23 protein-coding genes are annotated in these 23,967 nt (G+C 64.1%); 12 read left to right on the forward strand and 11 right to left on the reverse strand.

Annotated features, from left to right (window positions below):
• Positions 1 to 113 precede the first annotated feature (113 nt).
• Positions 114 to 1,022, reverse strand: coding sequence for an AraC family transcriptional regulator (locus B9Z01_RS08070; RefSeq protein ID WP_085481701.1), 909 nt, complete (start codon positions 1,020 to 1,022; stop codon positions 114 to 116).
• 456 nt (positions 1,023 to 1,478) lie between these two features.
• Between B9Z01_RS08070 and B9Z01_RS08075 the strand changes: the two genes are divergently transcribed.
• The 4 genes from B9Z01_RS08075 to B9Z01_RS08090 are packed head-to-tail and all read left to right on the forward strand — an operon-like array spanning position 1,479 to position 4,766.
• On the forward strand, positions 1,479 to 2,351 hold the full coding sequence (locus B9Z01_RS08075; protein ID WP_244195957.1) for a glycosyltransferase family 9 protein: 873 nt from the start codon (positions 1,479 to 1,481) through the stop codon (positions 2,349 to 2,351).
• Positions 2,348 to 3,298, forward strand: a complete 951-nt coding sequence (locus tag B9Z01_RS08080; protein ID WP_085481703.1) for a glycosyltransferase family 9 protein — start codon at positions 2,348 to 2,350, stop codon at positions 3,296 to 3,298. The genes B9Z01_RS08075 and B9Z01_RS08080 overlap by 4 nt, the downstream gene beginning before the upstream one ends.
• A 35-nt stretch (positions 3,299 to 3,333) precedes the next feature.
• Positions 3,334 to 3,480 carry a hypothetical protein gene (locus tag B9Z01_RS35470; protein WP_167387453.1) on the forward strand — a complete coding sequence of 49 codons (147 nt, stop codon included), beginning with the start codon at positions 3,334 to 3,336 and terminating at the stop codon, positions 3,478 to 3,480.
• The gene (locus tag B9Z01_RS08090; protein WP_143808861.1) at positions 3,477 to 4,766 is read left to right on the forward strand and encodes a hypothetical protein; all 1,290 of its coding nucleotides are present in this window, start codon (positions 3,477 to 3,479) and stop codon (positions 4,764 to 4,766) included. Before B9Z01_RS35470 ends, B9Z01_RS08090 begins: the two co-directional genes overlap by 4 nt.
• Positions 4,767 to 4,815: 49 nt before the next feature.
• On the opposite strand, the gene B9Z01_RS08095 is transcribed toward B9Z01_RS08090, so the two are convergent.
• The 3 genes from B9Z01_RS08095 to B9Z01_RS08105 all read right to left on the reverse strand — a co-directional run bounded on the left by B9Z01_RS08095 (position 4,816) and on the right by B9Z01_RS08105 (position 8,025).
• A complete protein-coding gene (locus tag B9Z01_RS08095; RefSeq protein WP_085481706.1) occupies positions 4,816 to 5,685 on the reverse strand; it encodes a LysR family transcriptional regulator in 870 nt (289 codons plus the stop codon).
• A 189-nt stretch (positions 5,686 to 5,874) separates the two neighbouring features.
• Positions 5,875 to 6,723 carry a bifunctional allantoicase/(S)-ureidoglycine aminohydrolase gene (locus tag B9Z01_RS08100; RefSeq protein WP_085481707.1) on the reverse strand — a complete coding sequence of 283 codons (849 nt, stop codon included), beginning with the start codon at positions 6,721 to 6,723 and terminating at the stop codon, positions 5,875 to 5,877.
• A 69-nt stretch (positions 6,724 to 6,792) separates the two neighbouring features.
• Positions 6,793 to 8,025, reverse strand: coding sequence for an amidohydrolase family protein (locus B9Z01_RS08105; protein ID WP_085481708.1), 1,233 nt, complete (start codon positions 8,023 to 8,025; stop codon positions 6,793 to 6,795).
• 133 nt (positions 8,026 to 8,158) lie between these two features.
• Here B9Z01_RS08105 and B9Z01_RS08110 point away from each other — a divergent pair, with 133 nt between their 5' ends.
• Positions 8,159 to 8,386: a hypothetical protein gene (locus B9Z01_RS08110; protein ID WP_085481709.1), complete on the forward strand. Its 228-nt coding sequence runs from the start codon at positions 8,159 to 8,161 to the stop codon at positions 8,384 to 8,386.
• Between the two features lie 83 nt (positions 8,387 to 8,469).
• Here B9Z01_RS08110 and B9Z01_RS08115 read toward each other — a convergent pair whose 3' ends face one another.
• A complete protein-coding gene (locus B9Z01_RS08115) occupies positions 8,470 to 9,801 on the reverse strand; it encodes a chloride channel protein (protein WP_085481710.1) in 1,332 nt (443 codons plus the stop codon).
• Between the two features lie 500 nt (positions 9,802 to 10,301).
• Between B9Z01_RS08115 and B9Z01_RS08120 the strand changes: the two genes are divergently transcribed.
• The 6 genes from B9Z01_RS08120 (at position 10,302) to B9Z01_RS08145 (ending at position 18,784) form a co-directional block, all read left to right on the forward strand.
• Complete coding sequence (locus B9Z01_RS08120) at positions 10,302 to 11,549, forward strand: MFS transporter (protein ID WP_085481711.1); 1,248 nt, start codon at positions 10,302 to 10,304, stop codon at positions 11,547 to 11,549.
• 393 nt (positions 11,550 to 11,942) lie between these two features.
• Entirely contained in the window at positions 11,943 to 12,764 is an 822-nt protein-coding gene (locus tag B9Z01_RS08125) for a TetR/AcrR family transcriptional regulator (RefSeq protein ID WP_085481712.1), read from the forward strand.
• Between the two features lie 354 nt (positions 12,765 to 13,118).
• Complete coding sequence (locus B9Z01_RS08130; RefSeq protein WP_085481713.1) at positions 13,119 to 14,585, forward strand: 3-oxoacyl-ACP reductase; 1,467 nt, start codon at positions 13,119 to 13,121, stop codon at positions 14,583 to 14,585.
• Positions 14,586 to 14,587: 2 nt separating this feature from the next.
• Complete coding sequence (locus tag B9Z01_RS08135) at positions 14,588 to 15,529, forward strand: MaoC/PaaZ C-terminal domain-containing protein (protein WP_085481714.1); 942 nt, start codon at positions 14,588 to 14,590, stop codon at positions 15,527 to 15,529.
• A 58-nt stretch (positions 15,530 to 15,587) separates the two neighbouring features.
• The gene (locus B9Z01_RS08140; protein WP_085481715.1) at positions 15,588 to 16,889 is read left to right on the forward strand and encodes an acetyl-CoA C-acetyltransferase; all 1,302 of its coding nucleotides are present in this window, start codon (positions 15,588 to 15,590) and stop codon (positions 16,887 to 16,889) included.
• Positions 16,890 to 17,017: 128 nt separating this feature from the next.
• A complete protein-coding gene (locus B9Z01_RS08145) occupies positions 17,018 to 18,784 on the forward strand; it encodes an AMP-binding protein (protein ID WP_085481716.1) in 1,767 nt (588 codons plus the stop codon).
• Between the two features lie 51 nt (positions 18,785 to 18,835).
• Here B9Z01_RS08145 and B9Z01_RS34755 read toward each other — a convergent pair whose 3' ends face one another.
• A complete protein-coding gene (locus B9Z01_RS34755; protein WP_143808862.1) occupies positions 18,836 to 19,054 on the reverse strand; it encodes a hypothetical protein in 219 nt (72 codons plus the stop codon).
• Between B9Z01_RS34755 and B9Z01_RS08150 the strand changes: the two genes are divergently transcribed.
• A complete protein-coding gene (locus B9Z01_RS08150) occupies positions 19,035 to 19,937 on the forward strand; it encodes a DUF1571 domain-containing protein (RefSeq protein WP_143808863.1) in 903 nt (300 codons plus the stop codon). The genes B9Z01_RS34755 and B9Z01_RS08150 overlap by 20 nt on opposite strands.
• A gap of 2 nt (positions 19,938 to 19,939) precedes the next feature.
• Here B9Z01_RS08150 and B9Z01_RS08155 read toward each other — a convergent pair whose 3' ends face one another.
• The 5 genes from B9Z01_RS08155 to B9Z01_RS35475 all read right to left on the reverse strand — a co-directional run bounded on the left by B9Z01_RS08155 (position 19,940) and on the right by B9Z01_RS35475 (position 23,899).
• Positions 19,940 to 20,371 carry a hypothetical protein gene (locus tag B9Z01_RS08155; RefSeq protein WP_085481717.1) on the reverse strand — a complete coding sequence of 144 codons (432 nt, stop codon included), beginning with the start codon at positions 20,369 to 20,371 and terminating at the stop codon, positions 19,940 to 19,942.
• A 234-nt stretch (positions 20,372 to 20,605) separates the two neighbouring features.
• Positions 20,606 to 22,183 carry an FAD-binding oxidoreductase gene (locus tag B9Z01_RS08160; protein ID WP_085481718.1) on the reverse strand — a complete coding sequence of 526 codons (1,578 nt, stop codon included), beginning with the start codon at positions 22,181 to 22,183 and terminating at the stop codon, positions 20,606 to 20,608.
• Positions 22,184 to 22,257: 74 nt separating this feature from the next.
• Positions 22,258 to 23,193, reverse strand: coding sequence for an anti-sigma factor family protein (locus tag B9Z01_RS08165; RefSeq protein WP_085481719.1), 936 nt, complete (start codon positions 23,191 to 23,193; stop codon positions 22,258 to 22,260).
• Positions 23,193 to 23,744, reverse strand: a complete 552-nt coding sequence (locus B9Z01_RS08170; protein WP_085481720.1) for an RNA polymerase sigma factor — start codon at positions 23,742 to 23,744, stop codon at positions 23,193 to 23,195. The genes B9Z01_RS08165 and B9Z01_RS08170 overlap by 1 nt, the downstream gene beginning before the upstream one ends.
• A 14-nt stretch (positions 23,745 to 23,758) precedes the next feature.
• On the reverse strand, positions 23,759 to 23,899 hold the full coding sequence (locus tag B9Z01_RS35475; protein WP_208625916.1) for a hypothetical protein: 141 nt from the start codon (positions 23,897 to 23,899) through the stop codon (positions 23,759 to 23,761).
• Between the last annotated feature and the right edge of the window lie 68 nt (positions 23,900 to 23,967).

Below are 23,967 nucleotides of genomic sequence, written 5' to 3' on the forward strand. Positions count from 1 at the left end.
TCGCCTGCTCCTCGCCCTGGTGAAGGCGGACCGGTTTTCTGCGGAGTGTCGACAGCCCCGGCCGCAATGAGCAGAGCGCTCCGGCCGTCCTCGTCGTGATCCGTCCGGTTGCTTCAATCAGTGGAGTTGCGCGTGTCTTCGGTTTGACGCAGTCTTCGGCCGTCTCTGCCCGGGGCCTCGCCAAACTGCCGCCGGTATTCCCGGCTGAATTGCGACGCGCTGTTGTAACCCACGGCAAAGCCGACTGTCGCCACATCCTCCGCCGAGGCGAGGAGCAGCGAGCGGGCTGTCTGGAGGCGAATCTGTTTCAGGTATCCGATTGGCGTCATCGAGGTGACGGCGAGGAAATGCCGGTGGAACGAGGTGACGCTCATTCCGGCGACTTGCGCGAGATTCTCGATACGCAGCGGCTCCGCATAATGCGTACGAATGTGCCGGATTGCGCGGCCGATCTGCGCCATGCGGCTATCGGCAAGCCCGATTTGCCGCACCATTGGGCCCTGGGCCCCGTTAATCAGCCGCCAGAGAAATTCCCGTTCTATCGAGTTGGCAAGGACCGGGATATCGGCCGGTCTGTCCACTAAACGCAGCAGGCGGATGATCGGCTCGATCAACTCATCGGTCAGCGCACTGACGGCGATGCCCGGGGGATCGGACAGCGGAGCCGGCGCGCTTCCCACTTCCAGTAGCAAAGAGGCGATTGCCTCGGGCCGCAGCGCAAGTCCAAGGCCCAGATAAGGCGCCTCTTTCGTCGCCTCCGCCACATGCGCTTCCAGCGGCAGGTCGACCGAGACGATCAGATATTGGCCGGTGCTGTAGTCGAACACCTGGTCGCCGAGGCAGACATGTTTGGTGCCACGCGCCACGAGCGCGAATGTCGGCTCGGTCACGTCGGCCATCGGCAGCGTGGGCGCGACCGCCGACATGAGCGTCACGTTCGGGAGCACACGGTAAGCCAGTGCGTCGGGGCTGGCGAGGCGCGTCATCAGCTCTCGCAGCTCAGTCAGGCGTGTTAGGTCCATGCAGCTAACCTAACACACGATCGACGTCGAAATGCACAAACATGTCGCGATTGGCAGGATTATGCAAAAAACAGGTAGTTCAGTCAGACCTCCTGCGGGTACTCAGCAAAACGAATAGATTCCGGAGAGGCGCCAACGTGGGTTGCGCCGCAATAAGGTGGGCAAGTTCAAGACTGCACAGCCGTTAGGCTTACTCATATAACCACCGAGTGGAATTGCTTTTTCAAACAGCGGCACGATTTTCGATCGACTGAATGGGACGATCACTGAAAGCCGCTACACGGCGAACGTAAACCGCGGTAATGGCTGTTGTAACTCAAGTAATGTGCGCCGAATCTAGACTGTGGCCAATTCATCGAACGGTATTCGTTCACGACCTGGCAAGCGCTTCGCCCGCTGTTGGAAGTGCGCCAATGGGATGTAGCTATGCGGCCCGCAATCCAGTCAATATCTCGTGTGGCATTGATTCTTTCACCCGCAGTGGGCGATTCACTGTTGATGATGACGATTGCGCACAACCTTCAGAAAAACCGTATTGCGGCCACCGTGTTCGGCCAACATGCGCATGTTCTGCGCGATTGGTTTCCAGATATCGATATACAGGCCGAGTTAGGCGAAGCGCATCTTGCGGAGCAACTGCACGGCTTCGATACCGTCATTCAAATGCACAGCAATCGGCCGTTTACCGGGCTGGATCGCCTTCATCCCCGAGTGATCCTGCTCGACCATATCTGTCGCGCCCGTTCCTCGGAATCGATGGCGGATCGGCTCGCACTATTTTGTCGCGATGAACTTGGTCTGCCGAATGCCGAAAAAAATAACGGCATTGTGCCGCCGCCGGAACTTCAACACCGCAAGTACCCGTTTCGCGTCGCCATCCATCCCACCGCAAGCACAGTGGACAAACGCTGGCTCGCATCACGCTTCATTCGACTGGCGGTGGAACTGCGCGACCAGGGTTTCAGCCCGGAGTTCGTGGTTGCGCCGCAAGAGCGTGCGGACTGGAAACACGTCGAAAAGCTCGGCATCACCCTGCCCGACCTCCCTTCGCTCGATCACGTCGCCACCTGGCTTTTCGAATCCGGGTGGTTCATCGGTAACGACTCGGGAATCGGCCATCTTGCATCGAGCCTGCAGATTCCCACCATTTCATTGTTCATGCGCCGCGGTATCGCGCGCACGTGGCGTCCCGGCTGGGGCATCGGACGGGTATTGATAGGCGGCGCTTACTTGCCCACAGGACGCCTGAGGGAGCGCTACTGGAAATACCTGTTGTCGGTTAGCAAAGTGACTCAGGCGTTCGAGCAACTACGCACCAATCTCGCATGAATTCATTACCCGTTCCCCGCATGGCGAAAGACAAACCCAGACGCGTCGCCGTGGTCATGTCGAACGCGATCGGCGACACGCTGGTGTTGATGGTCATCGTGAAAAATCTTCTGGGCAACGGTATCGATGTCGCGGTCTTCGGACGTCCGGCTCATGCATTGCGGCACTGGTTTCCCCACGTCGCGATACAGCCGTTGCCGGACCATGCGGATGCCGGAGCACTGCTGGCGCCGTACGACACCGTTCTGCAAATGCATCGGAATCAGCCGATGCCACGCCTGACAGAAGCCCACCCTTGTGTTCTTGATCTGGATGAGGTCGTGTTCGGGGATCGCTCTGGTTGCATGGCGGAGCGCTTCGCCGACTTCTGTCGTGACGAACTCGGACTGCCGGATGTCGACCTGAGCAATGGAATCACGCCCCCGCCGGCACTACGACACCGCCATTACATTCGCCGTATCGCCATTCACCCCGAAGCCAGCACCGAAGACAAGCGCTGGCTATCAGAGCGATTCGTGAAGTTAGCCCGCAATTTGCGTCAACGCGGCTATGACGTCCACTTCGTGATCGCACCGCACGAACGCGAACGCTGGCGAGACCTGGAACGATGGGGCATTCCTGCCCCGGAATTTAGCAGCCCTCATGAGCTGGCATGCTGGTTATACGAATCCGGCTGGTTTATCGGAAACGACTCCGGTGTCGGGCATCTCGCATCGAATCTGCGCATTCCGACCATCAGCCTGTTCCGGCGGCGCCGCGTATCTGAACGCTGGCGCCCGGCGTGGGGAACGGTCAACGTCGTTTTACCCTGGCAATGGGTTCCCACCGCGCGGCTCAAGGAGAAATTCTGGCGCCAGACGCTGACGTGCGCACGCGTATTGTCCACGTTTCAGCGCATGGTTCAGGATGACCGGAACACCGCGAAATCTGGCTCACGTCCGCTATGAAACGAATTTGCCATGCTGAAACCGCGAAACATAGCGTGACTGTCGAAGCCGCGCTGTACGAACGCCGCTCGCGCTCCATCGGCGGCGGCCCCGGCTGGCTGGCGCATCAAGGATTTCTCTCGCTCGCGGAAAATTTCACAACCGGTTATCGGAATTCAAATTGCTTTACGCTCGCTCGATGAGGCCAGAAACCAAAACGGTGTTTTTGCATACCGGATACAGAACGGCGGGCACATGGCTATGGTCGTGTTTTCGCCGCCTCAACGAAGTCACTGCGTACTACGAACCGTTGCACGAGATGTTGTCGACAATCGATTCGGCAAAGCTGGCTACCAGTACGGCAGACAGTTGGCGTTCGGGTCATCCGAAACTGGAGAAACCGTACTTCGCGGAATTCGCGCATCTGCTTGAACCGAGTGGACAAGGTATCTCCGGCTACGAGGAGCGTTTTTCAATCGATCGCTTCTCGGGGCAGACTCCCGACGGAGCCGGCCAGCTTCAAGCCTACCTATGTAAGCTGATAAGCGCCGCTCACGAGCGAGGCGGCGTGCCGGTCTTCAAGTTCTGCCGATCGCTGGGCCGGCTTCCATGGTTTCGCAGTACCTTCCCGGACGCCGTTCACATCGTGGTTGAGAAGAACCCCATTTCCCAGTGGCGGTCTTGCTGGGATCTGCTCGCCACTCACGGAAACCCGCATTTCGTGGCCGTCCCGTTTGCCGTGCTGGCATTGAACAGAGATACGCCAGTGGTCGAGCAAATGCTCGAAGGACTGCATATCGATTTGCCGCGGATATCGCGAGAATCAACGGAAAAGCCGTTTGGAGCATGCCTTGATTTTTTCAAGCAACATGTGATGAATGTTGCACCCGCCGATGCATATCGCGCTTTTCTCGCACACTGGCTCCTCGCTTCACAGCATGCAACGACTCATGCAGATGCGATCTTCGATTGCGATCTCGCCGCTCGGTCACCCGCCTATACGCGAGCCGCTGAACGCTGGGTAGCCGATCTGACGGGACTCGAGCCGTCGTTCGGAAGCGCGCGCCAAACGTGTGAGGACAATCGTCACTGCGGATTCGAAGCGCCGGAAGGATTGGAGATTCACCTTGAAGCCGTAGATCTCGGCAAGGAGATGGTGCGAGGCGGCGCCGTTCATCCCGATACATTTGCGCTGTGGACCAGCAAGCTCGCTCAGGCCACGCAAGTGCTGGCCTTCGGCGCCCAGGCGAACTGGCCGCAGACGTGGACTCCTCTTCATCGGGCTACACGTATCGTGGATATTGCGCTGATCGACGGTGCGGGAGTCGACACGGTGCTGGCAGGCGAACTCGCGGCAACACGAGCGGCTTTAGGAGAAGCGCGGCAACAACTTGCCCGCCTGCAGCGTTCACCGTTCCGGCGCCTGACTGAGTCAGTGCGCGGGTTGTACTCGCCGAAACGTTCCGCCCGTTCTTTCGCCGACGGATGAGGAAAGCGGGCACACCATGACGCGTGACACCAGCCCGCTGTCGTACCTGTCACTGGACTCGCCGTGGCGCCCCGAACATCCGCGACAGGACCCGCGCCAATTCCTTGACGACCGCGTCCGCAGTCGGCCGGTGAAGCAGTGCGACGTCCATCGTATCGATCGAAGGCAAGCCGCTTTTTTTCGTCAAGACGATATGATCGGCCGTGACCGAACGCGCAGGCAGCAGACTGATGCCGAGCCCGTCGGCCACCGCCGCCTGGATGCCGCTCAGGCTCGAACTGATGAAGCTCATGCGCCAGCGGCGTCCGAGTCCTTCGATCGCATTCGTCATGTCGTCGCGATATAGTCCGCGCGGCGGGAACGCAATCAGCGGAATCGGATCGAGGTGGAAAGATGGATTCTTCGCGCTGTCGATCCAGCGCAGTTGCTCCGGCCAGCATGCCACCGCCTCGCGGCTGTTGCGCCGGTGCTTCACGATCACGAGGTCGAGATCGCCGCGATCGTAGCTGCTGGCGACATCGCGGCTCAAACCGCTCATCACCTCGAGCTTCACTTGCGGATGCTTTCGATTGAACGCCGCGAGCATATGCGTGGTGGGCCCGCCAACGAAATCCTCGGGCACGCCCAGGCGCACCGTCAAACCCACCGTTGCTCCCGCCAATGCTTCGAGCATCTCGTCGTTGAGGGCCAGCATGCGCCGCGCGTAGGCCAGCAGCGTCTCACCCGCATCGGTCGGGCGCACGTCGCGGCTGCCTCGTTCGAGCAGCTTGTGCCCTGCCAGCTCCTCGAGGCGTCGCACTTTCTGGCTGACCGTCGACTGCGTCGAATGCAGCCGCGCCGATGCCGCCGTGAACGAGCCGCAATCCGCCACCATGACGATTGCCCGCAGCAGATCCAGATCGAACAGCGGCCTATTCATTTTCACGCCCCCTCTCATCGGACTATTTGAATATCGAATGCGGATACCGCGTTCTATCACGCCGCATCGAGGAGGGCAATGGCGGTCCACGCCGTGCTGCGGACCATCGGCGGCGCGAGGGCGACGCATGGGCCGCAGCCGGCGTCACCCGCTCGACATGCGGGCGACGCCGTGGCTCAACAGTCGCTATTAAGCGCGGCGCGTCTGCGGCGCACCGAGCGTGAGCTTCATCTGACGGTTGACGTCCTTGTAGAGCAGATAGCGGAAGCGCGAAGGGCCGCCCGCGTAGCAGGCCTGCGGGCAGAACGCGCGCAACCACATGAAATCGCCGGCTTCCACTTCGACCCAGTCCTGGTTCAGCCGGTAGACGGCCTTGCCTTCGAGCACATAGAGGCCGTGCTCCATCACATGCGTTTCCGCGAACGGGATCACGCCGCCGGGTTGGAACGTGACGATGTTGACGTGCATGTCGTGACGCATATCGGCGGTATCGACGAAGCGCGTCGTGACCCAGCGCCCTTCGGTGCCGGGCATCGGAATCGGCTCGACGTCCTGTTCGTTCTTCACGAACGGTTCGGGCTGCGGCAGGCCATCCACTGCTTCGTAGTGCTTGCGGACCCAGTGGAAACGCGCGCAGTCGGCGCCGCGATTGCGCAGCGACCAGTTCGTGCGCGGCGGAATGAACGCGTAGCCGCCCGGCACGAGCTTGTGTTCAACGCCTTCGAGCGTCAGCGCGATTTCCCCTTCGACCACGAAGAGGACACCCTCCGCATGCTCGTCCAGCTCGGGGCGCTCACTGCCGCCGCCCGGGCCCACTTCCATGATGTACTGCGAGAACGTTTCGGCGAAGCCCGATAGCGGACGCGCCAGCACCCACAGGCGCGTGTTGTCCCAGAACGGCAGATGGCTCGTCACAATGTCACGCAACACGCCTTTGGGAATGACCGCATAGGCTTCGGTGAACATGGCGCGATCGGTCAGCAATTCGGTCTGGGCCGGATGGCCGCCGTGTGGCGCATAGTAAGGGGTCGATGACACTCGGACGCTCCGTGAGGGTTGATGTCGCGATTTCAGAAACGAGGCCGCGTACGGCGGCTCCCGGGATAATCAGCCGCGCGGGCCGTTTGTGGTATTTGCGGCCTTTGCGGTTTCGGTGTCGAAGTGCAGGCGGGCCGGGTCGCCCCAGAACTGCCCGTGTCGGACGATGGCCCGCTCGGCGGGAACGGCCGCGACAGCGGCGGCGGCGTTCTCAGCCTTCAGGATGACGAACGATGCCTCGTTGCCCGCCTTCAGGCCATAGTCGTGCTTGCCGATCACGGCCGCGCCGGCTGTGCTCACCATGTCCAGCGCGACCAGCAGTGCTTCGTCGGTATAGAACCCGGAGCGGTAGCCGATCAGCATGGCCCGCTGGAGCATGTCGCCGTTTCCGTACGGCCACCAGGCGTCCTGAATGTTGTCGTTGCCGCTGAAGACGCGCACACCCGCCGCACGCAGTTGCAGAATCGGCGGAAAGGCCCGGTCTCCGGGAGCGTTCGTCATGATCGATACGTCTGCTTTCGCGAGCACATCCGCGACGCGCTCGACCTGCGCGGCTTCGACATCGCCCAATGCATAGGCGTGGCTGACCGACACCCTGCCCTGCAAGCCGCACGCGCGGGTGCGCTCGGCAATGCGATGCAGCTGGCCGATGCCTTGCTCGCCCGGCTCATGCAAATGAATGTCGATCTTCACGCCGTATTTCTGCGCAATGCCGAAGATGATGTCGAGCTGACCTTGCGCGTCGCCGTCGAGGGTGGTCGGGTCGATGCCGCCTACGGCTTCCACGCCTTCGCGCGCCGCCGCGCCGAGGACATCGGCGGTGCCCGGACACGAGATGACGCCAGCCTGCGGAAATGCGACGAGTTCGATGTCGACGATGCCGCGCCACTTCTCGCGCGCTTCCATCACGGCATGAAGATGAGTCAGACCGGTCGTCGCGTCCACGTCGACGTGGCTTCTCATCGCCATCGTGCCGAACGATGCGGCCTGACGGATCAGCGCATCGGCGCGCACCGCCACGGGCAATGCGTTCGCGAGCGCCTGTTTCTCGTCGGCAAGGCGTTCGCGCAGCGTCGCGGCAGCGCGATGAGGGCGCCAGCGGTCGCCCACGAAGCTCTTGTCGAGATGGATATGTCCATCGACCCACCCCGGCAGCACGAGATGCCCTTTCAGGTCGACGACCTCGGCGCTGCCGCTCTCAGGACGCTCGGCGCCGACGCTGACGAAGCGGCCATCGCGTACCGCGAGATTCAGGGGTTTGCCGTCAACGCCCACGGCGTTGACGAATACGCGGTCGATCATGACTGTGCCTCGGCGAATCGGAGGCCACTGGACGCGTCTTTATTGACGTTGTGCTCGCCGCGCCGCGTGGCCGTATGGGATAGATGCCGACACCATATCGCACGCCCGAGTCATCGACAAATTAAATGTTGAAATGCATGTCATTCATTTTATTGATACTTTGCTAGCGGCCGGGCGCGCGCCGCCGCGTCTTCATGAACTCGACGAAGCGCAGCGCGGACGCGCCTATACGCGCTACATGCGCGAGCGGCACCCACAGAGTTTCGCGCACGACACTGTCGAGATCGCCGGCGCGGGGCACGACGCCGACGCGATGTTCGGCTCGCCGGCCGGCCTCGCGGAACTATTCGGCAAGACTTGAGACAGACGGGCCCAAAGTGGGGCCCGAGGCGGATTCGAAACAGGTCATTCTCCGCTTCTGGCCGCGTTCGGCCTGCGCCCTGATCACACCTTATTCACCCCGCCGCAGCCGAACCACCCGCGCACGGGTTTCGCGGCAGGCACCCACTTCGCGCAAGCCTGGAAAGCCAGCAACGCGCCGCCCACGGCAAACAGGATCGGAATCAGAAACTCCTGGCTCACGCGCGTAAACTCAAACGCGAGCACGACAGCGGTAATCGGCATCTGCATCGAAGCAGCGAGAAATGCCGTCGCACCAACCACCGCAAATGCCCCTGGCGAAGCACCCGGCCACACGAGAGTCCATAGTCCGCCGAGCACGATCGCCAGCAGCGCGCCATTCGCGAATCCCGGCGTCAGCAGCCCGCCTTCGGCGCCCGCACGCAGGCTGCTTGCGGTAATCGCGACCCGCAGCACCAGCAGCGTCGCCGCAAGGCTGATGCTCAATCCGCCGTCGAAGGCGAGACTCGCCGGACCCTTGCCGTTGCCGAGCAGTTGCGGGAAATACATCGCCAGCATGCCGATCATCGCGAAGTTCAGCAGCGACAACACCGGCAGGCGCCAGTCCTTCGGCGCGGCGGCGCGCGAGCGTTTCGTCAGTTCTACGAACCACCAGGCCACCGCGCCGAAAACCGGACCGCATACGATCGACCACACCGTCAGCGAGGCATTCAGCGTCATGGCCGGCGTCAGATACTGGAACTCGTTGCCGAGTCCCAACCGGGCGACCAGCGCGGCCACCGTCGACGTCACGACAGCCGGCACCAGCACGGACCAGCCGAACGTGCCCAGCAGCACTTCGAGCACGAACACCGCGCCGCCGAGCGGCACGTTGTAGACCGCGGCGAGACCCGCACCCGCGCCGCACGCCACCATGATCCGGCTCTGCGCGACCGACAGCCCCGCGCGGCGCGACAGCCAGCCTGCCAGCGCCGAGCCGATTTCGCGCGGTGCGACCTCGCGGCCGAGCGGTGAGCCCAACGCAACCGTCACGATCTGCAGCAGCGCGTGGATCGTGGTGCTCATCAAAGGCATCTGCGGATCGTCGGATTTGAGCGCCGCGCGGATGCTCACGAGCGGCCGTCCATAACGGTACAGCGCCCACCAACCGAGTCCGGCCACGAGCCCGCACAGCGTGAGAACCATCGCGCGACGCTGCGGCGACGCGTCGCTCACACCGTCGAGAAAGCTCGCAGCGCTGACCACGTGCGAGACGCTGTAACCGTAGGCGACATGTTGAATGCCATGCAGCAGCAACGCGAGCAGCATGCCGCCGATGCCGGCACCGAGACCCGTAAGCAACGTAACGGCGGCGACTGCCATGAATGGGCTGTGTGCGCGGCGCACAGGCACCGGAGAAGTTGCGTTGACTGACATGAGGGATGCTCGGCAAGAGGACATGAAACGGATGGCGGTCATCTTATTGCGCGGCGCACCATGAATCAAATTGATTTTTCTCTTATATTGATGCTCATTTTGCATATATACCGTGCGACTTCGATGCACACAAACGATTCGCGACACCAGCAACTGCCCACGCGCAGATACAGGCACACAGCGGTAACAGTACGGCAAGTCAACCGTGCAATTCCGCGCTTTATAGCCGTGCTTTAAATCCAATGAATATTACAAATAACAAACTAATTTAATAACATTATCAATACGATAATTACATTTAACCAACATAAAACACGTATTGCGGATTCAGCATGAAATTTGCTCTCCGGATTAACACGGATAAAAGCAGGTTCAACCATGCAAGCGCTTAACGCTCGGCGTACACTCGCCGCAGGTATTGGCAGCAAGGCGCAAGGGGCAAAGGCAACGAAGCCGCCCGCCGTCAGTCGCGGGCTTGTGGAGACTCAGGAGAACAATCAATGAGCTGGACTCGGGAACAGAGAAACGTCACGATCGCCGCCTATCTGGGCTGGACACTCGACGCATTCGATTTCTTTCTGATGGTGTTCGTATTGAAAGATATCGCGCAGGAATTCGGTACGGACATTCCGTCAGTTGCGTTTGCGATCATGCTGACCTTGATGATGCGTCCGCTCGGCGCATTGATTTTCGGCTGGCTCGCGGACAAATACGGCCGCCGTCCCACGCTGATGATCAACATCGCGTGCTTCTCGCTGCTCGAACTGCTGTCCGGTCTCTCGCCGAATCTGATGACCCTGCTCGTGCTGCGCGCGCTGTTCGGTATCGCGATGGGCGGCGAATGGGGCGTCGGCGGCGCGCTGACGATGGAAACCGTGCCGCCGAAATCGCGCGGCATCGTCTCGGGTCTCCTGCAGGCCGGTTATCCGAGCGGCTTTCTGCTCGCCTCGATCGTGTTCGGCGTGTTCTATCAATACATCGGCTGGCGCGGCATGTTCTTCGTCGGCGTGGTGCCCGCGCTGCTCGTGCTCTATATCCGCGCGCACGTGCCGGAATCCCCGGCATTCAAGACGCTCGAAAAGAAGGTGCGTCCCGGCCTCATCGCGACGCTCAAGCAGAACGTCGGCCTGTCGATCTACGCGATCATTCTCATGACCGCGTTCAACTTCTTCTCGCACGGCTCGCAGGATCTCTATCCGACCTTCCTGCGCGTGCAGCGTCAGTTCGATGCGCACACGGTGTCGTGGATCACGATCACGCTGAACATCGGCGCGATCTGCGGGGGCCTCTTCTTCGGCTGGCTGTCGGAGAAGATCGGCCGCAAGCGCACGATCTTCATCGCCGCGGTGATCGCGTTGCCGGTGCTGCCGCTGTGGGCTTTCTCGACCACACCGATGCTGCTCGCGCTCGGCGCATTCCTGATGCAGATCTCCGTGCAAGGCGCATGGGGCGTGATTCCGGTGCACCTGAACGAAATCTCGCCTGATGAAATCCGCGCGACCTTCCCCGGTCTCGTGTATCAGCTCGGCAATCTGATCTCGTCGGTCAACGGTCCGATGCAGGCGAAAATCGCCGAACTGCACGGCAACAACTATGCGCTCGTGATGGCGGTCGTGATCGGCATCGTCGCGGTCGTGATCTGCGCGCTGATTCCGTTCAGCCGCGAGCGCCGCGGCATCGACATGATCCAGTCCGCACGTGACGTCGGCACGCCCTCTGTAGGCAGCGCGGCGGGAGGACAGGTCTAGGAACGCCATTCGTTCGAACTGGACAGCTATCGTGCCGGCGCATTAACGGGCACGTTGGCCGGCACATTAGCGGGCGCAATAGCCTCGAAGACGGTTCGAACCGCCACGGCGCCAACACGCGCCGGGCGTGAAAAGTTCAGGCACGAAGCCCGATACATTGCAGGCGATACGAGGCCGTTCCGATTCGATCGGAACGGCCTCTTTGTTTTCCGCGCGACATGACTCGCCGCGCGCGGAAAAGAGCGCTTTCGTCTGATCTTCTAGAGGAGTTAGTCGAGCCGGACACCTTGATCGCAGCGGCCATCCTTCTTTATCCTGAAAAACGGTTGTTTCAAATATCGATTTGAATCGCTTGTTTGCGAGCCGGCAGCGCCGGCCACTGGGAGACGCAACATGGCAGTTCGCGCAACAGGCCGGCATGCCGGCGACACCAAGTCACGCATTCTCGACACCGCGGAGACGCTCTTCATCGAATGCGGCTATGAAGCGATGTCGCTGCGCCAGATCACTTCGCGCGCCGAAGTCAATCTCGCGGCGGTCAACTATCACTTCGGCAGCAAGGAATCGCTGATTCATTCGATGCTTTCGCGCCGTCTCGACCGGCTCAACGAGGAGCGGCTCAAGCTGCTCGACCGCTTCGACAGAATGCTCGGCGCGCGCCTGACCTGCGAGCACGTGCTCGGCGCGATGTTCATTCCGGCGCTGCGTTTGTCGCGCGATCCGCGCGTCGGCGGCAAGGCGTTTTTGCGCCTGCTCGGCCGTGCCTATACCGATCCGTCGGCGTTCATTCGCGACTTTCTGAACCAGCATTACGAATCGGTGGCCGTGCGCTTTTTCGATGCGTTCCAGCGCGCGCTGCCGCATCTGCCGCGCGAAGAACTCGGCTGGCGGCTACACTTCGCGATCGGCGCGCTGTCGGGTGTGCTCGCGGGCACCGACACCGACAGCCTCATTTCCGAGTTCTCGCAGGGCAAGTCGATGAACGACCTGCAACTGATCGCGCGCCTCGCCTCGCTGATGGTCGCCGCGCTCAAGGCGCCGCTGCCGGACAGTTCGCAACTGGCGATGTTCGCCGCGGTGCTCGGCGATGCGGCCGAAGGTGGTGTGGTCGAAGGTGGTGCGGCGGAAGGCGATGCAGCCACTGGTGAACGCCGGGAGGGCAACCCCGAGCCAGCGCCCGCATCGTTGCGGCCTATGCTGCACGGTACCGCGTAAAAGCGCGGCGCCAGCGCGAATCGAAACATCGAACACATCGGCGGGGGCTGCGCCGGCATACGCCACCGCGAGCAAAGCAGCGGACGTTGGCAAGCAGACCGAAGCATCGGTGCAATGAAAAAACTTCCCCCCGCGAAGGCTGGGAAATCGGACAATTCCGCGGCAATTCCTGCATCGAGGACCGCCACAGACCATCACGGCAAAGCGCACCCGATACGTCCAACTCAAGGCACACTGACACACGTTCGGCGTCCCTGAAAAGAGGCTTGCAGCCGGACTCCCCTGAGGGGACTTCCGGCGGCCGTGTCCCCCAAGGGGGACGTCCTTCGGGTGTCCAGCGGAGTAATCAACGACATGAACGACTCCTACCTGAAGTTCGTCAACTCGCCGTTCGGCGCGCGCCTCGCGCGCTCGCTCGGTCTGCCGAAGCCCGAGGTGCTGCGGCGCTATCGCGGGGACCGGCCCGAGTTCGACGGTCTGATCGCGATCGGCGCGGGCCACGAGCCGCGCCTGTTCGACGCGCTCGCGAAGCTGGTCGCGAGTATCGGCATGACGAGCGTCGCGCACGAAAGCGCCGGACTGTGGGTACCGCTCGCCAACCGCCACGGTCTGATGACCGGGCGCTTCGAAGCGGCTGAAGCCGGCTCGTCCGGCAAGCTCGCCGCGCTGCTGTTCGACGCGAGCGGAATCGAAGACAGCAGCCATCTCGAACCGCTCTACGGCTTCTTTCACGACACGCTGCGCTCGCTCGGCCAATGCGGGCGCATCGTCGTGCTGGGCCGGCCGCCCGAGGCATGCGCAAGCTCGCGCCAGTGGACCGCGCAGCGCGCGCTCGAAGGCCTGACGCGTTCGCTCGGCAAGGAAGCGCGGCGCGGCATCACGGCGAATCTGGTGTATGTGGAGGAAGGCGCGGAAAGCACCGAAAGCGGCATCGACGCGACGCTGCGTTTCTTCCTGTCGCCACGCTCGGCCTATGTGTCGGGTCAGGTGGTGCGTATCGTACAAAGCAGCGCCCAAAGCGGCACACAAGGCGGCGCGGGCGGCGCTCACGTTGGCGGCGGCACGAGCGCCCTCGCCGTCGACTGGGCGCAACCGCTCGCCGGCCGCCGCGCGCTCGTGACCGGCGCCGCGCGCGGCATTGGCGCGGCGATCGCGAGCGTGCTCGCAGCCGAAGGCGCGCACGTGATCGGCCTCGACATGCCGTCCGCGCGCGACGCGCTCGCCGCGACCCTGCGCCCGCTCAACGGCACCGCGCTCGCGTTCGACATCGCCGCACCCGAAGCGCCCGCGCAGATCGCTGCCGCGCTCGACGAGCAAGGCGTCGACATCGTCGTGCACAACGCCGGCATCACGAAGGACAAAACCATCGCGAAGATGAGCGAGGCCGCGTGGCAAAGCGTGCTCGACATCAACCTCGGCGCGCAGGAGCGCATCGACGACGCGCTGCTCGCGGGCGGCATCCTGCGCGACCGCGGACGCATCGTCGCGGTGTCGTCGATCAGCGGTATCGCGGGCAATCTGGGGCAGACCAACTACGCGACCTCGAAGGCCGGGGTGATCGGCCGCGTGCAGAGCATGGCGCCGCGGTTGCGCGCGCGCGGCATCACGATCAACGCGGTCGCGCCGGGCTTCATCGAAACGCAGATGACCGCGAAGATTCCGCTCACGATCCGCGAGGCCGGCCGCCGCATGAACTCGATGAGCCAGGGCGGCCAGCCGGTCGACGTCGCGCAGACCATCGCATGGCTCGCGCAGCCGGGCTCGGCGGGCATCAGCGGCCAGGTCGTGCGCGTGTGCGGTCAAAGCCTGATTGGAGCATGAGCATGCGCGAGCCGGATGATCCGTTCGGGAACCGTCATGCCGCCTCCGCGCGAGGCGACGGCGCGCGGCCGAAAACCGTCATCGTCGAAACGCTGCCGGCGCCCGCGAAGCTCTATGCGCGCGCGTTGCCGGGCATCGTCAAGCGCGGCCGCCACACGCACTCGACGCAACTGCCGGCGCTGCGGCTCGTGCGCCCCGCCATCGCGCTCGACCCCGGTCCCGTGTGGCGCTATGCGCGCGTGTGCGGCTTCATCCCCGAGCATGGCGTGCCGCTCACCTATCCGCATCTGCTCGCGTTTCCGCTGCATCTGCTGATGCTGACCGACCCCGCGTTTCCATGGCCCGCGCTCGGGCTCGTGCATCTCGCCAATCACGTGCGGCTGCGCCGCCCGCTCGCGTACAAGGACCTGCTGCGCATCGAGGTGGAATTCGGCGCGCTGCTGCGCCACGACAAGGGCCAGGCGTTCGTCGTGCATACGCGCATCTACCGGCGCGGCGAAGCGGTATGGGACGGCGACAGCATTTATCTGAAGCGTGCGGTGCCGGCGACCGGTCATCCGCTCGAATCGCTCGCGCCCGGCCCCGATGCGCTGCAACGCATCGCGCGCTGGCAGCTCGCGCCGCAATTGGGCCGCGACTACGCGGGCGTGTCCGGCGACTACAACCCGATTCACCTCGCCGCGCTATCGGCCAAGGCGTTCGGCTTTCCGCGCGCGATCGCGCATGGCATGTGGACGCTCGCGCGCGCCGTGTCTTCGTTGCAGCCGCCGAAGCCGCTCGCCGAAGCGACGCTAGCCGCCGAATTCAAGGTGCCGATGCTGCTGCCAGGCGAAGCGTCGTTGTGGAGCGCGTCGCCGTCGCTGATCGAGCGCGATTTCGAGGTACGCGACATGGCTGGTGAAAAGCCGCATTTGCGCGCACGCATGCAGTGGCGACTGCAATGAGCCACGGCAACACCATTCGCCCCTCCCTTCACCCGGCCACGACCTCAAGGAGCCGAGCATGCCCCACCCGCAACCCGCCGTGCGCCGCGTCGCCATCGTCGGGGGCAACCGGATTCCGTTTGCCCGCTCGAACACCGCGTACGCGAGCGCATCGAATCAGGACATGCTGAGCTTCGCGCTGCAAGGCCTGATCGACCGCTACGGCCTGCATGGCGTGCGTCTCGGCGAAGTCGCGGCGGGCGCGGTCATCAAGCATTCTCGCGATTTCAACCTGACGCGCGAAGCCGTGCTCTCCACCACGCTCGCGAAGGAGACGCCCGCCTACGACGTGCAGCAGGCATGCGGCACCGGCCTCGAAGCGGCGATCCTCGTCGCCAGCAAGATCGCGCTCGGGCAGATCGACGCGGGCATCGCGGGCGGCGTCGATACCACGTCCGACGCGCCGATCGGCGTCAACGAGCGCATGCGCCAGATCCTGCTCGAAGCGAATCGCGGCAAAACAGCCGGGCAGCGCCTCGGCGCGCTCAGCAAACTGCGGCCCGGCATGTTCTTCAAGCCGCTCCTGCCGCGCAACGTCGAGCCGCGCACGGGCCTCTCGATGGGCGAGCATTGCGAGCTGATGGCAAAACGCTGGAACATCTCGCGCGAGGCGCAGGACGTGCTCGCCTGCGAGAGCCATCGCAAGCTCGCGCACGCGTATGAGCGTGGCTTCGTCAATGACCTGATGACGCCGTATCGCGGCCTCGCACGCGACAACAATCTGCGCACCGATCTCACGCTCGAAAAGCTCGCGAATCTGCGGCCCGTGTTCGATCGCGACGCCGGCACGCTGACGGCCGGCAATTCGACGCCGCTCACCGACGGCGCATCGGCGGTGCTGCTCGCGAGCGAAGCGTGGGCGGCCGAGCGCGGGCTGCCGGTGCTCGCGTATCTGAGCTGGTCGGAGACGGCCGCCGTCGACTTTTTCGACAAAAAGGAAGGCCTGCTGATGGCGCCCGCATACGCGGTGCCGCGCATGCTCGCGCGCGCCGGTCTGACGTTGCAGGACTTCGATCTGTATGAAATCCACGAAGCGTTCGCGGCCCAGGTGTTGTGCACGCTCGCGGCATGGCAGGATGACGAATATTGCCGCACGCAGCTCGGGTTGCCGGGCGCGCTCGGCGCGATCGACCGCGCGAAGCTCAACGTGAACGGCGGCTCGCTCGCGACCGGCCATCCGTTCGCGGCGACGGGCGGGCGCATCGTCGCCGCGCTCGCGAAGATGCTCGCGCAGCTCGACAAACCGGCCGGCACCGCGCGCGGGCTGATCTCGATCTGCGCGGCGGGCGGCCAAGGCGTGGTCGCGATTCTGGAACGCTAGCGCTGCATTGCCCGCTTCGCCGCGCCGCGCGCGCTCCCCAAAGGGAGACCTCAGGGAAACCTCAGGGAAACGGACGGGAAACCACCGGGATACCAACAGAGGAAGCCACGGCTTTAAGGAGACGACCGATGACCCAGCCTACCCAAGCCCCGCCCCCGGCCGCCGCCGGCCCCGCCTCACCGCGCGCGCCCAACACCGACGGCATCTGGTACGCGTCGTATCCAGCGGACGTGCCGCGCGACATCGACGTCACGCAATACGAGTCGCTCGGCCAGTTCTTCGACGAGTGCGTCGCGCAGTTCCGCGAGCGCGTCGCATACGTGAGCGTCGGCGCGAATCTGACGTATGGCGAGCTCGGCCGCAAGGCGAGCGCGTTCGCCGCGTATCTGCAAAGCATCGGCGTGAAGCCGGGTGAGCGCGTCGCGATCATGCTGCCGAACACGTTTCAGTATCCGGTGACCCTCTTCGGCACGATCAAGGCGGGCGGCGTGGTCGTCAACGTGAATCCGCTCTATACGGTGCGCGAACTCGCGCATCAACTGAAGGACAGCGGCGCGCAAACCATCGTCGTGTTCGAGAACTTCGCGAAGACGCTCGAAGACGCGCTGCCGGGCACGAAAGTGCGCAACGTCATCGTCACGGGGCTCGGCGATCTGCTCGCCGACGGTCTCAATCTGAAGGGACATCTGCTCAATTTCGTGCTGCGCCACGTGAAGAAGATGGTGCCCGCCTACAGGCTGCCGCAAGCGGTGCCGCTGCTCAAGGCGCTCGCGGCCGGCTACGCGCGCCCGTTCTCGCCCGTGCGCGCGACTCACGAAGACATCGCGCTCCTGCAATACACGGGCGGCACCACCGGCGTCGCGAAAGGCGCGATGCTCACGCACCGGAACATCATCGCGAATCTGCTGCAGGCGAAGGCGTGGGCCGCGGGGCAGTTGAGCGGCGAAGCCGAGACGGTGCTCACGCCGCTGCCGCTCTATCACATCTATTCGCTCACCGTGAACGCGCTGATTTTCATGGGGCTCGGCGGGCGCAACATCCTGATCGCGAATCCGCGCGACATGAAACGCGTGATGATGATCATTCGTCACGAGAAGTTCACCGGCATGACCGCGGTCAACACGCTCTACAACGCGTTTCTCGACAACGAGGAATTCCGCAGGCGCGACTTCTCGGATCTCAAGCTCGCGATGGCGGGCGGCATGGCGACACAGAAAGCGGTTGCCGATCGCTTCAAGGCCGTGACCGGCAAGCCGATCATCGAAGGCTACGGGCTCACCGAGTGCTCGCCGATCGTCTCGATGAACCCGGTCGATCTGACCAACCTGCGCGACTTCGAAGGCTCGATCGGCCTGCCCGCGCCGTCCACGCACGTGCGCTTCAGGAAGGACGACGGCAGTTGGGCCAGCATCGGCGAAGCGGGCGAGCTGTGCGTGAAGGGCCCGCAGGTGATGAAGGGCTACTGGAACCGCCCCGAGGAAACCGCGAAGGTGCTCGACGACGATGGCTGGCTCGCGACCGGCGACATCGGCGTGATGGATTCGCGCGGCTTCATCCGCCTGATCGACCGCAAGAAGGACATGATCCTCGTGTCGGGCTTCAACGTCTATCCGAACGAAATCGAGGACGTGATCGCCGCGCATCCGGAGGTGCGCGAAGTCGCGGCGATCGGCGTGCCCGATCCGGCGCAGGGGGAGCGCGTGAAGGTGTTCATCGTGCGGCGCAATCAAACCTTGACTGCGGAACAGGTAATCGCGTATTGCCGCAAGAATCTGACCGCCTACAAAGTGCCGAAGCTCGTCGAGTTCCGCGACGAGCTGCCGCAAACCAACGTCGGCAAGATTCTGCGCCGGGCGTTGCGCGACGAGGAACTCGCGAAGCAGAAGTCGGACTGATTGGAATACGCGTCGCGTTGGTGCGTTATTGCATTGTTGACCGTGTCACTTTCAGGAGAAATTCATGAAGCACCGCGTGTCCGCCCGTTCGTTGCGCCCGCGGGTTTCGCCGCACGCCGCCAGCGCTTCGCCGCGCGACGAAGCAGGCCCGCGCGGCGTGCCGACGCGCGGGCTGCCGGTTCGCAAGCTGGCCGCGATGGTGGCACATTCGTTGGCATATTCGTTGGCATATTCGTTGACACATTCGCTCATGCGTTCGCTGCTGGGCACGGCGATCGCCGCGGCCGCCCTGCTCGCCACGCCCGCTGCGTTCGCGCAAAACGACGACCACCCGCCGCCGCTCGACACCGTGAGCGCTGTCAAACCGCCCGCGACGCCGCTCGCGCAGGTCGGCAAGCTCACGCTCGATCAGCAGGTCAAATGGCTGCGCGCCGCGCAGCAGAGCGGCGCGATGGAAAAGCTCGACGACGCGCAACTGGTTGCGCTGTTCCAGTCGCTCGATCCGCTCGCGTTGCCGCGCTATATCAAGGAAGGGCCGAACGGCTATCCGTCATACGAGTTCACGATGTCGCGCTCGGAACGCATTCACGGCCAGTGGCCCGACAAGCCCGATCACATGCTCGTGCGGCTCGCGCACGATCCGCTGCGGATCTACGCGAAGTGGCTGCCCGACGGCGCGCACGCGGGCCAGGAAATCATCTACGACGAATCGAAGCGTAGCGACGAAATGTACGGCCACCTCGGCGGCATCATGAACGTGCTGCCGTTGTGGACTTCGCTGACGGGCACCCTCGCCCGCTCGCAATCGAATCATGTCGTGAGCGATCTCGGCACCCAGTACGTTGCGGACCAGTACCTCAGCGAGGGCAGGAAATACATCGAGTCAGGTTTGCCGCATTCGACCCAGATCGAAGTCAAAACGATCGACGGCGTGCGCGTCGTCGCATTCACGTTCGAAGCGCCGTCCGGGCAGCCGCAGTTCTATGCGAAGAAGGAAACGCTCGGGCTCGATCTGCGGCATCCGTTCTTCCGCACCGTCGAGTCTTACGACAACGACGGCAAGCCGTTCGAGAAGATCGTCTTCGAGAACATCACGCCGAAGACGTTCGACGATTCGACTTTCGATCCGAAGAACAAGGCTTACAGGTTCTAGCCTCACGCAATGCGCGCGATGCGCGGCGTGAGCGCGAAAGCCACGTGCGCAGGCTGCGCATGCGGCCCGGCGCGCTGCTCGTGACTCTCTTCGATGAAGCGTCCCGTGCGCATCGCGAGATGGCGCAGGATGAAGTAATCGGACGCGCGCGTGAAGCCGATCAGCGACGGCGCCGCGCGCGCGCTCGTGTCGCCGAGCAGCGGCGCGAGCGCAGAGAACCATAGCGCGCCGGCGTCGTCACCGGTTTCGAAGATGGGTAGCTTCAGGTGCGCGGCATAGCGTGCGAACGACGAGCCGCAGACCAGCGTGGAATCGGCGACCGCGAGCGTGCGCGCTTCGTTGCCGCGCGCGGCAGCCTGCGCGAGCCACGGCCATGCACCGCCCGCCATCGTCGACAGCCACGCGCCTGTAAGCATGAAAGTGCGCCGGTCCATGTTGCGTGTGCTCCCGGTCCGTTTCGGGTTTGCTTCGGGTTTGCTTCGGGTTTGCTTCGGGTTTGCTTCGGGTTTGCTTCGGGTTTGCTTCGGGTTTGCTTCGGGTTTGCTTCGGGTTCGCGTTGAATACCAGATCCGCTTTCGGTCCACCTTGCCGCACGCCAGCTTCCGATTGGGGCACGCAAACACGTTTCGGCAACGCTCAAGCACGCTACGCGCAGCGTCCCCACGCCCTCACGTGTACCCTCTCCGGTCGCGCCACGCCGCCGGCCAGATTCCCTGCTTACCCGGCGCGAGAATACCGTTCGGATCGAGCGTGTCCTTGATCGTTTCCGACAGCCGCAGCAACGCGCCATCGTTGAAACCGTACTGAGCCGCCGCGAAATCCATGTACGCGAGATGCGCGCGATATTCGCCATAACCGGCCGCGCGCGCATCGCTCATCAGTGAGCGCAGCAGCGCGCCGGCCTGCTCGGCCTCGCTCGCGTCGTCGCGATCGAAAATCGCCGCGAAGATGTGATGCAGATAACGCGCGCCCGCCGTAAAGCCGCCGTAATAGTCGAAGCCGTATTCCGCGGCGCGCGTCTTCACCATCGTGTATTGACGCATCGCGTCGCGCCCGGTCGCCGGACAGAGCGGCGCGAAGTCGACATGCGCGCCCGCGCCGCCGCGCCAGTCGAGCATGCGAAACGCGGTCATCGCGGGAATGCCGGCCATGTTGCGGTCGCCGCCGCCCGTCGGCTGGGCATTGCCGGCATAGCGCGCCGCCGACAGCCGCGCCTGCGGCACCCGCGCAAACGCGCGCTCGATGAGCGCATAACGCGCGTCGATCAGCTCGGGCGTACCGTACAGCGCGAAATGCAGATTCCAGCGCCCGACGCCGAGCTTGTCGAGCATCGCGGCCACCGCGCTCTCGGGCATCGCGCCTGCGCCCTCGTACCACTGCTGGCGCGCCGACAGGCTCGCCGCACGGCGCAAGCCGCCTTCGATCACCGCGTGGTTGCGGATCGTCTCGTCGAGCCGCAGCGGCCGCAGAATATCGACGATCGCTTCCAGATCGGCCTCGTGGCGAAACTGGATTTCGCCGAGCAGATACGCGGGCGGCGCGGGCATCAGCCAGACGCCGAGCTTCGTGACGATGCCGTAGTTCGACTGCATGAACATCGCATCGAACGACGGTCCGTAGCCGGGCTGGTACAGCTGCCACGCGGTGCCGATTTCGATGCCGCCCATGCCGGTGCGCAGCACGTCGCCGTTGGCGAGCACCACTTCCATGCCGCATTGCGCGGCCGCGTGGTCGCCGTAGTCGGTATAGCCGAAACCGCGCTCGAGTGTGTTGCCGACCACGCTGCCCCAGCCGGCCGCGGGCGGATCGATCCACAGTCTGTAACCTTTGTCGCGCAGATGCGCGTACAGATCGAAATAGCTGACGCCCGGTTCGACGAGCGCATAGGCGAGCGCTTCGTTGACTTCGAGGATGCGGTTCATCCGCTGCAGATCGAGCACGACTGAGCCGGTGAGACGCGGCGCCGCGCCGCCGTACGCGAAATTGCGCCCGGTCGACACGGTCCACAGCGGAATGCGGGATTGATTGGCGATGCGCAGCACCGCGCGAATCTCGTCGACCGAAGCGGGCAGCAACGCGGCGCTCGCGGCAAACGCGGCGCGCTCGCCGGGGGCGAACGGATCGCAATAGGCGGCGAGTCCGGCGTCCGAAGTCACGACGTGCGCGTCGCCGACGATCGCACGCCAGCCGGCGAGCGCGCGGTCGAACTGCGCGGCGGAAACGTTGGGCGGCAAGGTCTGGGGCAACGCGTGTCCTCCGGTGATGCGGGCGGGCGCTTACCGCGCGGCGACTACCGCTCGCTGCCTCTCGCCGCTCCCCGCTACTGCTCACCCTTCCAGGTCTCGGGCTTGCCGCCGAGCGCGCTGCACACGTCGATGGCCATGGTGCGCAGCTTGCCTTCCGCGATCGCGCCCGAAAGCGCGTAGCCCATGCCGTCGCTGACCCAGTAGAAGGTGCGCCGGTTGCCGTCGCGGAATAGCCGGAACGCGGTTTCGTCGCGTGCGATACCGGTCACATAGAGCGTAAGACGCGCGCCTGCCGAGTTCTCGTACATGAACTGCGCGGCCGGTCCCGCTTCACCGGGCAATAGCCGCCCGCCGACCAGTGAATAACCATACTCCTGCAACGACGGCACCGAAAGCGGCCGGTTCAGCCGCTTCGACAGCCAGTTGATCAGATGCTCCTCTTCGCTCGCGGCGACTTCCACCGGATGACGCTGCTCCGGCGTATACACCGCATACGCGACATCCGCGCGCTGCGCGAAGCCCGCCGGCCGGCCGCCGGGTTCGCCCCAGGCACCGGCCCAGGCACCGTCCGTCAGACGCGGCGCGAGCGGCCCGAAGGCGAGCGCGAGCCCCGCGCCAGCGGCGAGCCAGCAGGCCGCGAGGCCCGCCCGCTGCCACCACGGCCGCGGGCGGTGCACGAGGATGAAGGCCGGCTCCTTCGTTTCGGCCGGTTCAGCCGCTTCGGTGCGCCGATTGTCCCCGTGATTCGCGCCAGGGCCCGCGGCTGCATCGAGCCTCTCCTGCCCGTCATCTTCAGCGCGCCGCGACACCCGCGACACCCCGCACAGCGCACGCAACGCGGCTTTCTGCGCGCGCCACGCCGCCACGCGCTCCGCCGCCGGCGGATGCTGGTCCAGTTGCGTTTCGATTGCGGCGCGCTGCGCATCCGCCAATTCGCCATCCACATAGGCCGACAGCGTGCGCAGGTCGAGCCCTTCGGGCAGATCGGAATCGTAGTCGTCGTTGTTCATTATGGATTTCTCACCACTTTCAGCCGCGCGACCTTGTGCGCATCCTGCTCCGAACCGTGGTTCGGCCCCCCTGCAGGCCCCTGGGCGAGCAGCGCGCGCATGTGCTCGCGCGCCCGCGAAAGCCTCGACATCACCGTGCCGATCGGCACGCCCAACGCACTCGACGCCTCCTGATACGACAGTTCCTCGACGCACACGAGCAGCAGCACCTCACGCTGCTCGTGCGGCAGGCAATACAGCGCACGCTGCAGATCGCGCAGCACCAGACCGTCGACTTCGCCCTGCGGCGCTTCGAGATTGCGCCACGGCGCGCTTTCGTCGTCGACCGCGATCTCGCGGCGGCCGCGCAACTGATCGATGTAGAGATGCCGCAGGATCGTCAGCAGCCACGCGCGCATATTGCTGTTCGGCCGGAACGCCGACCAGCGCGCAAGCGCACGCTCCGCCGTATCCTGCACGAGATCGTCGGCCCAGGCGTGGTCGCCCGTCAGTGCGCGCGCGTAGCGGCGCAACTGCGGGAGCCACGCGATCACTTCCGCTTCGAATGTCACCCGGTGCGCAGCACTCAGTAGCCGCCGCCGCTGCTGTTGCCGCTCGAGCCCGACGCGGTGTTGTCGCCCGTCGACGTACAGCCGCCGCTCGTGAGCGTGCCGAAGGCGAGCGCGAGCAGCACGAAGAGCGCGGACAGAATACGGGATGCTTTCATCATGAGTCTCCTGACGATCACGCGGCGTGATCCTCGCCTGCGACCGGAGCGGCAAGCCGCGGAATGCG

The organism is Paraburkholderia susongensis, assembly GCF_900177725.1.
Classification (GTDB): Bacteria; Pseudomonadota; Gammaproteobacteria; order Burkholderiales; family Burkholderiaceae; genus Paraburkholderia; species Paraburkholderia susongensis.

Coding starts and splice junctions, on each gene's coding strand:
- B9Z01_RS08155 (WP_085481717.1), bottom strand. CDS start 20,371: ATGGACCGGCGCACTTTCATGCTTACAGGCGCGTGGCTGTCGACGATG.
- B9Z01_RS08165 (WP_085481719.1), bottom strand. CDS start 23,193: ATGAACAACGACGACTACGATTCCGATCTGCCCGAAGGGCTCGACCTG.
- B9Z01_RS08070 (WP_085481701.1), bottom strand. CDS start 1,022: ATGGACCTAACACGCCTGACTGAGCTGCGAGAGCTGATGACGCGCCTC.
- B9Z01_RS08110 (WP_085481709.1), top strand. CDS start 8,159: ATGCATGTCATTCATTTTATTGATACTTTGCTAGCGGCCGGGCGCGCG.
- B9Z01_RS08120 (WP_085481711.1), top strand. CDS start 10,302: ATGAGCTGGACTCGGGAACAGAGAAACGTCACGATCGCCGCCTATCTG.
- B9Z01_RS08125 (WP_085481712.1), top strand. CDS start 11,943: ATGGCAGTTCGCGCAACAGGCCGGCATGCCGGCGACACCAAGTCACGC.
- B9Z01_RS08130 (WP_085481713.1), top strand. CDS start 13,119: ATGAACGACTCCTACCTGAAGTTCGTCAACTCGCCGTTCGGCGCGCGC.
- B9Z01_RS35475 (WP_208625916.1), bottom strand. CDS start 23,899: ATGAAAGCATCCCGTATTCTGTCCGCGCTCTTCGTGCTGCTCGCGCTC.
- B9Z01_RS08135 (WP_085481714.1), top strand. CDS start 14,588: ATGCGCGAGCCGGATGATCCGTTCGGGAACCGTCATGCCGCCTCCGCG.
- B9Z01_RS08080 (WP_085481703.1), top strand. CDS start 2,348: ATGAATTCATTACCCGTTCCCCGCATGGCGAAAGACAAACCCAGACGC.
- B9Z01_RS08150 (WP_143808863.1), top strand. CDS start 19,035: ATGCGTTCGCTGCTGGGCACGGCGATCGCCGCGGCCGCCCTGCTCGCC.
- B9Z01_RS08115 (WP_085481710.1), bottom strand. CDS start 9,801: ATGTCAGTCAACGCAACTTCTCCGGTGCCTGTGCGCCGCGCACACAGC.
- B9Z01_RS08140 (WP_085481715.1), top strand. CDS start 15,588: ATGCCCCACCCGCAACCCGCCGTGCGCCGCGTCGCCATCGTCGGGGGC.
- B9Z01_RS08090 (WP_143808861.1), top strand. CDS start 3,477: ATGAGGCCAGAAACCAAAACGGTGTTTTTGCATACCGGATACAGAACG.
- B9Z01_RS08105 (WP_085481708.1), bottom strand. CDS start 8,025: ATGATCGACCGCGTATTCGTCAACGCCGTGGGCGTTGACGGCAAACCC.
- B9Z01_RS08095 (WP_085481706.1), bottom strand. CDS start 5,685: ATGAATAGGCCGCTGTTCGATCTGGATCTGCTGCGGGCAATCGTCATG.
- B9Z01_RS08145 (WP_085481716.1), top strand. CDS start 17,018: ATGACCCAGCCTACCCAAGCCCCGCCCCCGGCCGCCGCCGGCCCCGCC.